The following is a 13,418-nucleotide window of genomic DNA, read 5'->3' as shown; positions in this document are numbered from 1 at the left end:
GAGACCGGTGTCTCCCCGATCGCTGTTACGGGCGGCGGATCGTCAGGACGTCGGCGAGCGGGCGCCGGGGTGTCGGCGGCAGCTCCGGTTCGTCGGAGGGGGCGGTGCCGATGCGGATCACGGCCTGCGGCACCGCGTGGTGGGGGAGCAGGTCCGCGATCGCCCGCCGACCGGCCGCCAATTCGGTGACGTGGGTGACCGCGCAGGTCGCCAGGCCCGCGGTGGTGCATTCGAGCAATATCGCCGACAGCGCCTCGCCGGTGTGCAGCCAGTGCGGCACCGACTCACCGGTGGAGCCGAGTGCCACCACCTCGGCCTGGTCGGTGAGTTCGGCCCGGCGCACGGAGTGCGGTGCGGAGGGGAACACGCGCCCCACGTCGACGCGGGCGAATTCGGCATCCGAGACCAGCGCGCTGCGCGGGACTCCTTCTGGAACGCCGGAATGTCCTGCCCACCAATGTAATTCCATCTGATACATGTCGTCGTGCTTGCGTGCGGCCGCGGCCTGCGCAGACAGGCCGGCCAACCGCGCGCGGGTACTTTTATCGAGCACGTCGAGGGTGGTCTCGTGCGGTGACGCCAGTTTCCGCAGCGAGTGCAGGAGGCCGTTCCAGCCCTGCGGCGGGAGCAGAGGTAACCGGTCGGTGCGCCGCCGCGCGATCATCTCCGCGCGTGTCGCAACCCCCGCCGGCGGGTTGGGCCACGGCCGGAACTCGATGGCCGCCAGATAGTTGGGCCGGTGCGGGTCGGGCATGCGGGTGGTATCGGTGTGCCAGCCGTGCGCGGCGAAGGCGGTGCGTGCGTGGTGCAGCACGGCGCCGCAGCTGATCACCTGCTGGCGGCCGTGCGGGTCGGTGGCGGGCAGCATGCGGTCGGGATCGGTGTGCAGGTGCAGCCGGATACCGTCGAACGTCCAGTGCCATGGCTGAGTGTTGTGTACCGACGGTGCCCGCTGTGCCAGCCGCAGCACTGTCAGGACCGTGTCGTTGTCCGGTCCGGTGCGGATATCGGGGGTGTTCGGAGAGGTCATGGTTCCAGCCTCCGGATGGGTTCGGTGACCTGGTAGGGGTCTTGTGTCCGCGGCGGCCGGTCGATGGTCACTTTCCGTGCTGCGCGGAAACCGGGACCGTGCGCAATGCCTCGATCGCGGCGGTGAGCAGACCGCGGGCCTCGTCGGCGATCGATTGCAGACCGTCGTGGCCGGCGGCACGGACCAGGACGTCGGGATCGGCGGCTTCCACCAGCGTGCCGGAGTCGGCACCGCGCACTACGACGTTGCAGGGCAGCATGAGCCCGGCTTGGCGGTTCGCGGCGAGTGCCAGGGAGGCGAGCCGGGGATTGCACACGCCGAGGATCAGGTACGGCTCGATCTGCTCGCCGAGCCTCTCTCGCAACGTGGCCTGCACGTCGATCTCGGTGAGTACACCGAATCCCTGCTGCTGTAACGCTTCTCGCGTCATCTCCACGGCGTCGGCGAACGGCGCGTCGACGACGACTGCGATCGCCGGTGATGGCAGCACCGGAACGCGGATCTCGGTGACCAGCCGGCGCGGGTCGCTCACCTCGTCGGGACCGACGAGATAGACCTCGGTCGGCGGGCCGCTCGGCCGGTACCCGGCTTCGTGTACCCAGCGCTGCAGGGCGCGGTAGGCGCCGTCGAGCCCGGCGTAGCCGCCGCGATGGGAAGTCCGTGCCACGAGCATGCCGGGGACGACGATCACCTCCGCGCCGGACCGCAGGCTCAGCATGGGTGCCGGTTCGACCGGCACCCCGAAGCCCACCAGGGACGTGTCGCCGGTGGCCGACTCCTCGGAGAACGTGATGGTGGGTGCGCCGTTGGCGGTCAGCCCGGCCCGCTGCACGGTCGCCGTCAGTTCGCGTATGCCCGCGGCGATGTCCTCGCCGAGCCGGTCCGCACCGATCTCGCGTGGCAGCCGCAGCACGGCCTGCGGCGTGACCTCGCAGACGTCCACTCGATAGTCCATCGCACCCTCCTTCGCGGTCCTGAAACCGAGAATGCTCCGGCGATAAGACCGCGTCGAGAGACGAAAGACCCGTGATGCCACACGATCGGGCCGCGCAGTGGTTCGTACTGCAGTACTGGACCCATCGCGCCGCGCTGTGGGTTCGGGCGAATGCGGCCGGCGGGGTCGCGGGACTCGGGGTGTTCGGGCTGGTCACCACGCCCTTGTGAAGTATGTCGCCGCGGCCGATCGCGGCTCGCAGTATCGCACCGCACCTCCGTGCGTTGAACGGTTGCTCGCGGAGCGTTTCGCGCGCGGCGAGATCGACGAGGAGGAATACACGAGCCGCCTTGCGGCGCTGCGCGGGTCGGGGTAGGTCTGGCACACGGCCTGACGGTGGGAGAGCCGCCGACGCGACGTCGGGTACCGACCCGCTGCTCCGCTGGTCCGGCCGGGCGAATACGGCAGCCGGAGCGGTCGGCTCTCGGAGTCCATCCGTTGCGAACGCCGATGCCCTCGCCGCCTGCCGTGCAACCGTGCCGCTCGACACCCACTCATCCGGACGAAGGGGGCTGTCGACGTGCCGGACAGGCTGAAGATGACATTCACTCGGGACCGCCAAGGGTGGCGGGTGGCCGAAGACCCGGACAGAGATCGACCTTGGTCTCTGTCCGGAGCCGTACTGCGAGCGGGACGCTGAGCGGGTAACGGGTAGAGGAGGCTGTCATGGCAGGTGCAGGGACGAGCGCTACGCGAGCGACCATCGTGGTCGGTGCCGATGGATCGGAGGTTGCGCTGCAGGCCGTGGTCTGGGCCGCGGTCGAGGCGGCATCGTATCGTTGCGCGCTGCATATCATCACGTCCTTCGGGGTGGTCCCGAAGCCCGGGCTGGGCGCGATATTGTCCGCGAGCGAACAGCAGTGGCTGCGCGAGGACGGGGAACGCATCCTGGCCGAGGCGGCCTCGATCGCCCGGCATGCCGTTCCCGGCACCGAGGTGGTGATCACCACCGAGCTGACGTTCGACATGATCATTCCCACGCTGCTCGAACGATCGATGCAGGCGCGGATGATCGTGGTCGGCAGCCGCGGCCGGGGCGCCATCCGGCGCACATTGCTCGGATCCGTCAGCACCGCGACGAGTCGGCACGCGCGCTGCCCGGTTGCGGTCGTGCACGGCGACGCCGCCATCGACGCCGGACGGGCGGGCAAACCGGTGGTGGTCGGCGTCGACGGCACCGCCAACAGCGTCCCGGCGATCGAGATCGCCTTCGACGAGGCGTCGCAGCGGAAGGCAGGGCTCGTCGCGGTCCACGCCTGGAGCGATATGAGCGGCTACGACCTGCCCGTGGTCGGCTGGGAGGGCATCCGGGAAACCGAACAGGTACTTCTCGCGGAGAGCCTGGCCGGCTGGTTCGAGCGGTATCCGGACGTCGCGATCGAACGAGTCGTGGTGTGTGACAGCCCCACTCGCGCGCTGCTGGCCCGATCCGAGGACGCGCAGTTGCTGATAGTCGGCAGCCACGGACGCGGTGGTCTCCCCGGGATGGTCCTGGGCTCGACCAGTACCGCATTGCTGCACCTGGCCCATTGCCCGACGATCGTCGCGCCCAGCAGTGCCGCACGGGCTACCAGCACTGCGCCGGTAGCAGGTTCTGTGGGTGCGTAGATCGCGGAAATCGCGTACGAACGGAGATCGACGTGGCGCATCAGCACGACAACGACTTCCGTCAGTTGACATCCGCGGCCGTAGCGGTCGGTGTGGATGGGCCGGGGGGATTCCGAGCGTGCCCTGCGCTGGGCAGCGGGGCTCGCGGAGCAATGCGGCCGGGTGCTGCGGATTGTGCACGCACGCCATGGATCTGGTGGGGATGCGCCGGGTGCCCGGCACCTATGACGCGGTCGTGCCGCCCGTCGTCGATACCGTTCGCGCACACGGCGAATCCCTGATCGCTCGGGCCGCGCACATCGCTCGCACGGTCGCACCGTCGCTGCGGGTGACGACCGAGCTGTCGGAGGCCGCGCCGGCTCGGCTGCTCGCCGCGCACAGCGCCACCGCGTACATCACGGTGCTCGGTGCGGTGGGCACCGGGAGAATGTTCGCCCATCCGGGGTCGATTTTGCTCGCGGTGACTGCGCACGGTCACGGCACCGTCCTGGTTGTGCGTGGGGATACGAAGCAGGGCAATGTAATTCGCACTTCCGGTCCGGTCGTGGTGGGTATCGACGGCAGCCCGGTCGGTGAGGCGGCGATCGCGGAGGCTGCCGAGCGGCGCGCCGACCTCGTCGCCGTCCACGTGTGGATCGACTGGGACTACGAGCGTTCGCCGGCACGCACGACCCTTGCTTCCCGACGCCGGCCTGGAAACGGCCGAGCGGGCCATCCTCGCCGAACGGCTCGCCGGGTGGCAGGAGAAATACCCGGACGTGCCCGTCGTCCGCACGGTATACCTGCACAGCGGGCATCTCACCAGAAGGTCGAGGTCGAGTCCGGCGAATAGCCGAAAGCCCGGTCCGGATGCGGGAAACCGCAGCGGGCCGGGCGCTCGTCGCGTCCGGCGCCGCTGTTCAGGTTCGGATGCTTTTGCCCCAGGCCCAGTTCGCGATCTCCGGTGGGTCCTCGCCGAATCGGCAGGCATGCTCGTGGGCTCGCTCGAGCAGTCCGAGCAGATGTTCGCGCAGGTGGCCGATGCGGTCGTCGAGGCGTGGTACCCGTTCGATCGCGGCGAGGGCGAGGTGGTAGCGGTCGATGCCGTTCATCGCGCACATCTGGAACGGTGTTGTGGTGGTGCCGTTGTCGTGGAATCCGTGGACGTGCAGGCGGTCGTGGCCGTGGCGGCGGTAGGTGAGCTGGTGGATCAGCCAGGGATATCCGTGGAAGGCGAAGATCACGGGAGCGAACGGGGTGAAGATGTCGGTGTAGGTGTGGTCGGAAATTCCGTGAGGGTGCCGGTCGGCGGGGAACAGTCGCGCCAGGTCTACGACATTGACGACACGAACAGCCAAGTCCGGCACCAGTTCCCGAAGCAACGCCGCGGCGGCCAGGGTCTCCTGGGTGGGAACATCACCGGCGCATGCCAGCACGACTTCGGTGCCGCCGCCGAGATCCGAACTGGCCCAAGGCCACACGCTCAATCCCTGCGCGCAATGCTGTCGCGCTTCCGCGATGCCGAGGTATTGCAGGGCTGGTTGTTTGCCTGCGACAACCACATTCACGTATCCGCGGCTACGTAAGCAGTGGTCGAATACCTGCAGTAGACAGTTCGCGTCCGGGGGCAGATAGACCCGCGCCACCTCGGGACGTTTGCTGAGCACGTGGTCGATGAATCCCGGATCTTGATGGGATGCGCCATTGTGATCCTGCCGCCACACATGCGAGGTAACCAGATAGTTCAGGCTGGGAATCGGTTCGCGCCAGGGGTATTCAGCGGCCAGGTGCAGCCACTTCGCGTGCTGTACCACCATCGAGTCGACTACGTGCGCGAAGGCTTCGTACGTGGAGAACATACCGTGGCGGCCGGTCAGCGTGTAGCCCTCCAGCCAGCCCTGGCACAGGTGTTCGGATAACACCTCGAACACCCGGCCGTCCGGGGTGAGGCGGTCGTCACCGGGCCGCCGCGCCGCGCGCCAGCGGCGGCCGGTTGCTTCCAGTACCGCGTCGAGGCGATTGGAGGTGTGCTCGTCGGGTGAAAAGAACAACAGGTCATGGGGATTCGCCCGCAGGGCGTCGCGCAGATACCCTGCGAGCACACGGGTGGCCTCGCCGGTGATCTCGGCTGGCCGCGGAACCTCCAGGGCGTGTTCGGCCACCTCGGGCAGTCGAAGATCGATCTGGGTTCGGCCGTGCGCGATCGGGTTCGCGCTCATGCGCAGGCTGTCGGGCGGGTTCACCGACCGCAGTGCCGGCGCCGGTGCCCCGTCGGTGGTGAAGAGTTCGTCGGGGCGGTAGGAGCGCAGCCAGTGCTCCAGCTGCGCAAGGTGTTCCGGGTTCTCGCGCACGCTGGGCAACGGCACCTGGTGGGCGCGGAAGGTGCCCTCGACAGGCAGGCCGTCGACGGTCACCGGGCCGGTCCAGCCCTTCGGAGTGGACAACACGATCATCGGCAGCCGGGGATCGATCGGTCCGCTGCCGCGGCGGGTGTCGTCCCGGATCTCGGCGATCCGATCGAAGACCTCGTCGAGCACCTGAATGTAGCGCTCGTGTACCTCGGTCGGATTGCTGCCTTCGACGTGCCGCGGTTCCCACCCGTGCCCGATGAGCATCGCATCGAGATCCGCGCGCGGAATCCGTGCCAGCAGTGCGGGATTGGCGATCTTGTATCCGTTGAGATGCAGGATCGGTAGCACGATCCCGTCCGTGACCGGGTCGAGAAACTGCGGGGCGTGCCAGCTCGTGGCCAGGGCGCCGGTCTCGGCCTCGCCGTCGCCGATCACGCACGCCACCACGAGTCCCGGGTTATCGAAAGCGGCACCGGTGGCGTGTGCCAGCGAATATCCGAGCTCGCCGCCCTCATGGATCGAACCGGGCAGGTGGGGCGATGCATGACTGGGCACACCGCCAGGAAAGGAGAACTGCCGGAACAGTTCCCCCATACCGACCGCATCCTGTGCGACCGCCGGATGTCGCTCGCTGTAGGTGCCCTCCAGCCACGCCGCGGCATTGAGCCCGGCCGCGCCGTGCCCGGGTCCGCAGACGAACAGCATCGGCTGCTGCCGGTCGGCGATGATCCGGTCGAGGTGGGCGTAGGTGAGGGTGATACCCGGCACGCTGCCCCAATGCCCGATCAGACGCGGTTTGATGTGGTGCGGCGCAAGCGGTTCGGTCAGCAGCGGATTATCCATCAGATAGATCTGGCCCACCGACAGATAGTTCGCCGCGCGCCACCAGGCATCCAGTCCGGACGCTGTGGTGACGCTCTCGTCGGCTTGCCGTGTCAGCATGTCTGTCATGCGTTCTCGCCCTTCCTACTTGGCCGGATGGACGACCATCACGGGGCAATGGGCGTGCTGTACAAGGGAATTCGAAGTGGACCCGAGCAACAGACTCCGGAACCCGCCCCGCCCCCGGCTACCCACCACGACCAGCTGCGCCGTCTTCGACCAGTGCAGCAGTTCCGTTGCCGGTGCGGCCGGACCGACCTCGCGCCGAACCGGCACGTCGGGGAACTTCTCCTGCCATCCCGCCAGCCGTTCGGCCAGCGCCGCCCGTTCGTCGGTCTCGATCTCGTTCACCGGGAACAGCAGGTACGGATCGGCGGCGAACCGGCCGATGTTCAGGTCGTTCCACGCGTGCATCGCCACCAGCTCCGCTCTCCGTTGCGAGGCCTCCTCGAACGCCGCGGCGAGCGCATTCTCGCTGACGGGACTGCCATCTACGCCGACGACCACCGGGCCGTCGGAGCGCACCCCGTTGTCCGCATCCGGGTCCGTCCGCACCACGACGACCGCGCCCTCGGCATGGCTGATCACCGATAGCAGTATCGAACCCATATGCGCGAGCAGACCACTGGTTCCGGAGGCGCCGAGTACCACCAGGTATGCGGTGGCGCTGTGGCGCAGCAGCAACTCGGCGGGGCTCTCGTCCGACACCTCCGTAGATACTCCGAGCTCGTGTGCCGCCGCGCGGACCTGGTGTTCGGCCCGTTGCACGATTGCCTCCCCCTCGCTTCGGACCGTGTCCAGTACCGGTGGCACCCAGACGTCGTAGCGGCCGAACACGTCCCGCATGCCGTTGAGGTCCAGTCCGTGCACAATGCGCAACTCTCGGCCGCGCTGCCTGGCCACCTCGGCCGCCCAGGTCAGCGCCGAATCCGCCGCAGCGGACCCGTCCACTCCGACCACGACGGGCGCGGAAGCCAGGTGGTGAGCGTTATCGCCGTACTCGCGTGCCATCGGACACTCCTCTCACCGAAGATCTCCCGGCAGTGCTGCGGGAGCTCGCCTCAACGGTAGGAATCCGCGCCTCGTCGGCGACGCTGCCGAAAGTCCTGCACCCCCCAGGACGTTGGGCTTCGATCGCTACGGATCCGAGTCACCGGCGACTGAATCGTCGGCGAAGCCGGCTGACGCCGCGAATCTGTACGAGTCGCAAGAGGCAGATGGTGGCGGCTTGATCGAGCAGGGGGGAGATCGACACCCACATCGCCGGCAGACACCAGGGCCCGCAACACCGATCGACCGTACGAGCGGTTGACACCCCGTCTCAGCCGTAGACTCAATGTAACAAAATTAGTATCTTGGTTACATGGCGGACGGGTACGACGAGGCCGACGAGGCGATCATGGATGCCGCGCTGGAGCGGATCCTGCAGGTCGGGATCCGGCGGGCCAGCCTGGAGGACATCGCCCGGCGGGCCGGGATCAACAGGATCACCATCCATCGCCGGTTCGCCGGCAAGGACAATCTGGTCGAGGCGGTGCTGGAGCGCGAGACGCAACGGATGCAGGTCGAGGTGACCGCGATCGCCGCGGCCGCCCCCGGGGTGGACGCGCAGATCGAGGAGACGGTGCTGTACGTCTTGCTGCAGACCCGGATCCACCGGTTGGTGGCCGAGCTGTTGCGGGTGGCGCCGGAGGAGGCGCTGGGCTTCTACACCGTGCAGGGTGGGCGTCTGGTCGCGCTCGGTATCGACTACATCGTCGGCATGCTCACCCATGCCCAGTCCGCCGGCCTGATCGCCGGTTACGACCCGCGTCCGGTGGCCGAACTCGTTGCCCGCCTTGCTCATTCGCTGATGCTGACTCCGGACGGCGGCAGTGTCGAGTTCACCGACCCCGACGCTGCCCGCACCTTCGTCCGCACCACGATCGTGCCGCTGATGAAACGCGGCATCACCACCGACGATGAGGAACTCGCTCATGACGATGACGACACCCATTCCCGCCCGGCATCCCGACCGGCCTCGTAAGGCACCCGGAGTGCGGCCGTTCACCCTGGCGCTGGGCATCGGTGCGCCCTCCCCGGAACGGTGGCGGCTGCTCGGCGAATCGCTCCTGGTGGGTGACGAGCCCATGGATGCGCTGGTGGAGTGGATGTATGCGGAGGGGATGGCCACCACCCGCCCGATGTTCGACCAAGCCCTGCGCGGCGGTATCGACAGTGTTCCCGATGCGCCGCAGCCGTTGCGGACGTTCTTCACCGCGGTCGAGGACACCCCGTCCTGGGTCGATCAGCAACTGCTGCGCCACGGCGAGCGGGTGTTTCGTTCCGGCGGCACCGACGGCCTGTACTTCGCCCGGGACGTGTCGTTCCTCGGTGGCTACCTGGCCTCGGGATTCAACAAGACGCTGTTGCGTACCGGTGCGCTGGAGAAGGGCCCGGCGCGCCGGTTCGCCGAGACGCTGCAGTGGGCGATGGACGTGTCGGCGGAGAACGGGATGCAGCGTTTCGGCGTCGGCTACCGCTCCACCCTGCATGTGCGGTTCATCCACTCGATGGTGCGCCGCCACGTCGCCGCGATGCCGGACTGGGAAGCCGACCAGTGGGGCGTGCCGATCAACCAGACCGATATGGCCGCCACCCTGGTCGGGGCCCTGCTGGCGCCGTTCGTCGGCGCCCTGGCCCTGGGCGTCGTGCCGTCGCGCGCCGATACGGTCGCCGCCGCGCACCTCACCCGCTATGTCGGCTGGCTGATCGGTGTGGAGGAGCGCTGGCTGCCCACCGGATTCCGCGATGGCGTCGCCATCCTGCAGCACTGCCTCAACGCCATCACCAATCCCGACGACACCAGCCGTCAGCTCGCGCTGCCGATGGGCGACGACCCGCTGAACTGGTCCTACCCCAACCTCCCCGTCCTGCGTGGCCGCCTCGCGCGTGCCCAGCACCTGTCGGTCACCAGCGCCTTCCTCGGTCCCAAGGCCATGAAGATCCTCGGCCTGCCCTATGTGCCGCCCTGGTATCCCGCGTTGCGCATCCCGGTCAACCTCGCCCGCACCGCCGCCACCCGCCTGGCGCCCGGCGGCCGCGACCGCGCCGCCGTCCGCGGCCGCCGCGAACAGGAAGAGTTCCTGCGCCGCCTCATCGGCGACACCGCCGCCACGATCGGCGAATCCGCGCCCCCGCTCCACCACACCGCCTGACCCGGCACACGATCGGTCATCCGTTGCCCGCCCGGCAATGGGCGACCGGTTCCGGTGACGGCGAGGGGCTGTTCGACGATGAATGGGCCGGCATAGAATTTTGCGAAAGCCCTTCGGCCGCTTCCTGACTGGCTCTCGGCGGCGATGAGTCGAGGGTAAGCGCTGTTGGTCCTGCCGGTGTCGGGCGGGGCCTGGTCTGCTCACGTTCTGTCGTAGGTAGGTCGAGGTGCGGTCGATGCCCTCCGGTGTTCGCTCACGCGCGCAGTCCGGTGGTGAGGATGGTGGCGAGTTCGCGATAGGCGTCGGCATCGTCCAGGCCGGTTTCGGTGCGGACGCCGCCCTGCTGTATTCGGACCATCATGGTCGCGGCCAGGTCGGCGGCGAATGCGGCGTGTACTTCCCGGAATTCGCCGGCCGCGACGCCGGCGTCGACGAATTCTCGCACTCTTCTCGCCGCGAGGCGCGTGTTCTGCTCGTACACCTCTCGGGCGGGGATGAATGCGTCCAGGTCGGTCATGAATTGATCCGATGCGGCGCCGAGGACCGTTCCGACGGCGGACAAATACGCGATGATGCGTTCGCGTGCTCCGGTGGCCGTGGCGATGCGCTGCTCGACATCCTCGGTGGCGCGCCGGAAGAAGTGCACGGTGGCGGCCCGGACCAGCTGCTCTTTGCTGCCGGCCAGGGTGTACAGCGTGGTCTTCGAACACCGCAGCCGGGACGCGATGTCGTCGAGGGTCAGATGGGCGAACCCCTCGGCCAGGAAGAGCCCGACCATCGCGTCGAACAATTCGGTGCGCCGGCGGGTTCCGAAACCGCTACGAGCCCTCTGAGTCATCCCTGGATAGTACTGAAACCAGTCTTGCAGTACTGTGTCACGGACAGTACTCTAGTCGGTAACTGAGTACTGTCTACAGTAGTCGAGAGGGAGGAATCCGTGGCTGTCGATCGGCTGCTGCCTACCGATGAGGCTCGGGAGCTGATTCGGCTCGCGCGTGATATCGCGGACAAGGCGCTTGCGCCGATCGTCGATGAGCACGAGCGGTCGGAGTCGTATCCGGGTGATGTCTTCGCCACGCTCGGCGCCGCGGGGCTGCTGAGTTTGCCGTACCCGCAGGAGTGGGGCGGCGGCGGCCAGCCCTATGAGGTCTATCTGCAGGTGCTCGAGGAAATCGCCGCGCGATGGGCCGCGGTGGCGGTGGCCGTGAGCGTGCACAGCCTCGCCTGTCATCCGCTGATGGTTTTCGGGACCGAGGAACAGCGGCACCGGTGGCTGCCGGAGATGCTGGGCGGCAACACGATCGGTGCGTACAGTCTGTCCGAACCGCAGGCGGGCTCCGACGCGGCGGCAGTGGCATGCAAGGCGGCGCCCGCCGAGGGCGGTTATCGGCTCAGCGGTACCAAGGCGTGGATCACGCACGGCGGTATCGCCGATTTCTACAACGTGTTCGCGCGCACCGGAGCGGGATCGCGCGGAATCTCGTGCTTTCTGGTTCCCAAGGAGCTCGAAGGTTTGCATTTCGGCAAGCCCGAGGAAAAGATGGGCCTGCATGCGGTGCCGACGACCACCGCGCATTTCGACAACGCCTACCTGCCCGCGGAGCGGCGGATCGGTGCCGAGGGCCAAGGTCTGCAAATCGCTTTGAGCGCATTGGATTCCGGGCGTCTCGGGATCGCGGCGGTGGCGACGGGCTTGGCTCAGGCCGCGCTCGACGAGGCGGTCGGCTATGCGAAAGAACGCAGCACCTTCGGCAGGAAGATCATCGACCATCAGGGCCTGGGCTTTCTCCTCGCCGATATGGCCGCCGCGGTCGACTCGGCCCGTGCCACCTACATCGACGCCGCGCGACGTCGCGACGCGGGGCTGCCCTACTCGCGGCAGGCCGCGGTTGCCAAGCTCGTGGCCACGGACGCCGCGATGAAGGTGACCACCGACGCCGTACAGGTCTTCGGGGGCTACGGCTACACCCGTGACTTTCGCGTCGAGCGGTACATGCGTGAAGCGAAGATCACCCAGATCTTCGAGGGCACCAACCAGATTCAGCGCCTGGTCATCAGCCGCTCGCTGGCGAAGTGAGCGCTCACCGAGGCTTCGCCTGCGGCAGCTTGCGCAGTGTGAACGCCAGGACCAGCACTCCCGCCACGAGTGTCCCGGCGTACAGCGAGACGCCCGGCCAGCCGCCCGCGCTGTAGGCGAGCCCGCCGACCGTACCGCCCACGCTGGAGCCGAGGTAGTAGCAGAACAGGTAGACCGCCGCCCCCTGCACCCGCAGGGTCGCCGCCCGCGGGCCGACCCAGCCGCTCGCTACGGAATGTGCGGCGAAGAAGCCCGCCGTGGTGACGACGAGACCGATCACGACGACCACGATGTTCGACGGCAGCATCAGGGCAATGCCGGCAAGCGTGATCGCGGCGGCGGCGGGCAGCATCCTCGGCCGGCCGAGCACGTCGACCAGGCGGCCGGCGACGGTGGAGGACACGGAGCCGGCGAGATACACCACGAAGATCAGCCCGACGACGACCGGGGCCAGCGCGAACGGCGGGTTCAGCAGCCGGAAACCCAGGTAGTTGTAGACCGTCACGAAGCAGCCCATCAGCAGGAAGCCGCAGGCGAAAAGGCGGACGAGGCCGGAATCGGTGAACGATCGCCCCACGGCGCCGGCCAGATGCCGGACCCGCGGCGGGCTCGGGACGAAATTGGCCGACGGCACGATGTTGACGCGGAACACGACCGCACAGAGGAGAGCGACGAAGCCGACGACTGCCAGCGCCCACCGCCAGTTCGTCAGGTCCAGCACCAGGCTGCCGATCAGCCGGCCCGCCATCCCGCCGATGCCGTTGCCCGCGATAAAGAGGCCCATGGCGTATCCCAGTGAGCGGCGGTCGATTTCCTCGGCCAGGTAGGACATGGCGGTGGCCTGCAGTCCCGCGAGCGCGATGCCCTGGAGCGCGCGCAGCACGAGCAGCACCGCGAAGGTCGGGCTGAGGGCCTGGGCGATCCCCAGCAGTGCGGCGGCGAACAGGGCGGTTGTCATCATGGACGTCCGCCCGACGACTCCCGACAACGCCGTCAACGGGATCACGCCCAGCGCCAGCCCGGCCGTGGCGACCGATACGGCGAGACTCGACTCGGCCGGCGTCACCCCGAACCTCGTGCTCAACGCCGGCAGGAGCGCCTGCACGCAGTAGAGAGTGGTGAAGGTCGCCAGTCCGGACGCGAACAGCGCCGAGGTGATGCGGCGGAAACCGGGGGTTCCCTGCAGGTGCCGAAGCGGTGTGTCCTGTGTCGTCGCGGCTGTCACGTGTACTGACCGTAAGCAGCGGCATATTATTCGTCCAATACACGAAAGCCCCTCCAATCATCCATCGGTGGATTA

At 68.1% G+C, this 13,418-nt stretch carries 13 protein-coding genes; 7 read left to right on the top strand and 6 right to left on the bottom strand.

Features of this window, described 5'->3' with window-relative positions; translation table 11 throughout:
- Positions 1–25: 25 nt before the first annotated feature.
- Together D892_RS0135805 and D892_RS49880 are read right to left on the bottom strand one after the other, a co-directional pair.
- Positions 26–1,030 carry a hypothetical protein gene (locus D892_RS0135805; protein ID WP_024805865.1) on the bottom strand — a complete coding sequence of 335 codons (1,005 nt, stop codon included), beginning with the start codon at positions 1,028–1,030 and terminating at the stop codon, positions 26–28.
- Positions 1,031–1,097: 67 nt separating this feature from the next.
- Positions 1,098–1,985 (bottom strand): DUF302 domain-containing protein, encoded by an 888-nt coding sequence (locus D892_RS49880; protein ID WP_024805864.1) that lies wholly within the window; start codon positions 1,983–1,985, stop codon positions 1,098–1,100.
- Positions 1,986–2,059: 74 nt separating this feature from the next.
- Here D892_RS49880 and D892_RS49315 point away from each other — a divergent pair, with 74 nt between their 5' ends.
- The 4 genes from D892_RS49315 to D892_RS42940 all read left to right on the top strand — a co-directional run bounded on the left by D892_RS49315 (position 2,060) and on the right by D892_RS42940 (position 4,464).
- Entirely contained in the window at positions 2,060–2,194 is a 135-nt protein-coding gene (locus D892_RS49315) for a hypothetical protein (RefSeq protein WP_255360273.1), read from the top strand.
- The gene (locus D892_RS49875) at positions 2,191–2,340 is read left to right on the top strand and encodes an SHOCT domain-containing protein (RefSeq protein WP_369801789.1); all 150 of its coding nucleotides are present in this window, start codon (positions 2,191–2,193) and stop codon (positions 2,338–2,340) included. Before D892_RS49315 ends, D892_RS49875 begins: the two co-directional genes overlap by 4 nt.
- A gap of 350 nt (positions 2,341–2,690) precedes the next feature.
- The gene (locus D892_RS0135785) at positions 2,691–3,632 is read left to right on the top strand and encodes a universal stress protein (RefSeq protein WP_024805863.1); all 942 of its coding nucleotides are present in this window, start codon (positions 2,691–2,693) and stop codon (positions 3,630–3,632) included.
- Between the two features lie 187 nt (positions 3,633–3,819).
- Positions 3,820–4,464 carry a hypothetical protein gene (locus D892_RS42940; RefSeq protein ID WP_051499321.1) on the top strand — a complete coding sequence of 215 codons (645 nt, stop codon included), beginning with the start codon at positions 3,820–3,822 and terminating at the stop codon, positions 4,462–4,464.
- A gap of 67 nt (positions 4,465–4,531) precedes the next feature.
- Here the strand turns inward: D892_RS42940 and D892_RS0135775 are convergent, their stop codons facing one another.
- Positions 4,532–6,913 (bottom strand): phosphoketolase, encoded by a 2,382-nt coding sequence (locus D892_RS0135775; RefSeq protein WP_024805862.1) that lies wholly within the window; start codon positions 6,911–6,913, stop codon positions 4,532–4,534.
- A gap of 15 nt (positions 6,914–6,928) precedes the next feature.
- Positions 6,929–7,855, bottom strand: a complete 927-nt coding sequence (locus D892_RS0135770) for a universal stress protein (RefSeq protein ID WP_024805861.1) — start codon at positions 7,853–7,855, stop codon at positions 6,929–6,931.
- A 352-nt stretch (positions 7,856–8,207) separates the two neighbouring features.
- Between D892_RS0135770 and D892_RS0135765 the strand changes: the two genes are divergently transcribed.
- On the top strand, positions 8,208–8,870 hold the full coding sequence (locus D892_RS0135765; RefSeq protein WP_024805860.1) for a TetR/AcrR family transcriptional regulator: 663 nt from the start codon (positions 8,208–8,210) through the stop codon (positions 8,868–8,870).
- Positions 8,827–10,041, top strand: a complete 1,215-nt coding sequence (locus tag D892_RS0135760) for an oxygenase MpaB family protein (protein WP_036567719.1) — start codon at positions 8,827–8,829, stop codon at positions 10,039–10,041. The genes D892_RS0135765 and D892_RS0135760 overlap by 44 nt, the downstream gene beginning before the upstream one ends.
- A 253-nt stretch (positions 10,042–10,294) precedes the next feature.
- On the opposite strand, the gene D892_RS0135755 is transcribed toward D892_RS0135760, so the two are convergent.
- Positions 10,295–10,879 (bottom strand): TetR/AcrR family transcriptional regulator, encoded by a 585-nt coding sequence (locus D892_RS0135755; RefSeq protein ID WP_024805858.1) that lies wholly within the window; start codon positions 10,877–10,879, stop codon positions 10,295–10,297.
- 99 nt (positions 10,880–10,978) lie between these two features.
- Between D892_RS0135755 and D892_RS0135750 the strand changes: the two genes are divergently transcribed.
- Entirely contained in the window at positions 10,979–12,118 is a 1,140-nt protein-coding gene (locus D892_RS0135750) for an acyl-CoA dehydrogenase family protein (protein ID WP_024805857.1), read from the top strand.
- Positions 12,119–12,122: 4 nt separating this feature from the next.
- Here D892_RS0135750 and D892_RS0135745 read toward each other — a convergent pair whose 3' ends face one another.
- Positions 12,123–13,343 carry an MFS transporter gene (locus tag D892_RS0135745; protein ID WP_024805856.1) on the bottom strand — a complete coding sequence of 407 codons (1,221 nt, stop codon included), beginning with the start codon at positions 13,341–13,343 and terminating at the stop codon, positions 12,123–12,125.
- Positions 13,344–13,418 lie beyond the last annotated feature (75 nt).

The sequence above is a fragment of the Nocardia sp. BMG51109 genome (assembly GCF_000526215.1).
GTDB lineage: Bacteria > Actinomycetota > Actinomycetes > Mycobacteriales > Mycobacteriaceae > Nocardia.
This window is presented reverse-complemented; position numbering and strand designations above follow the sequence as displayed.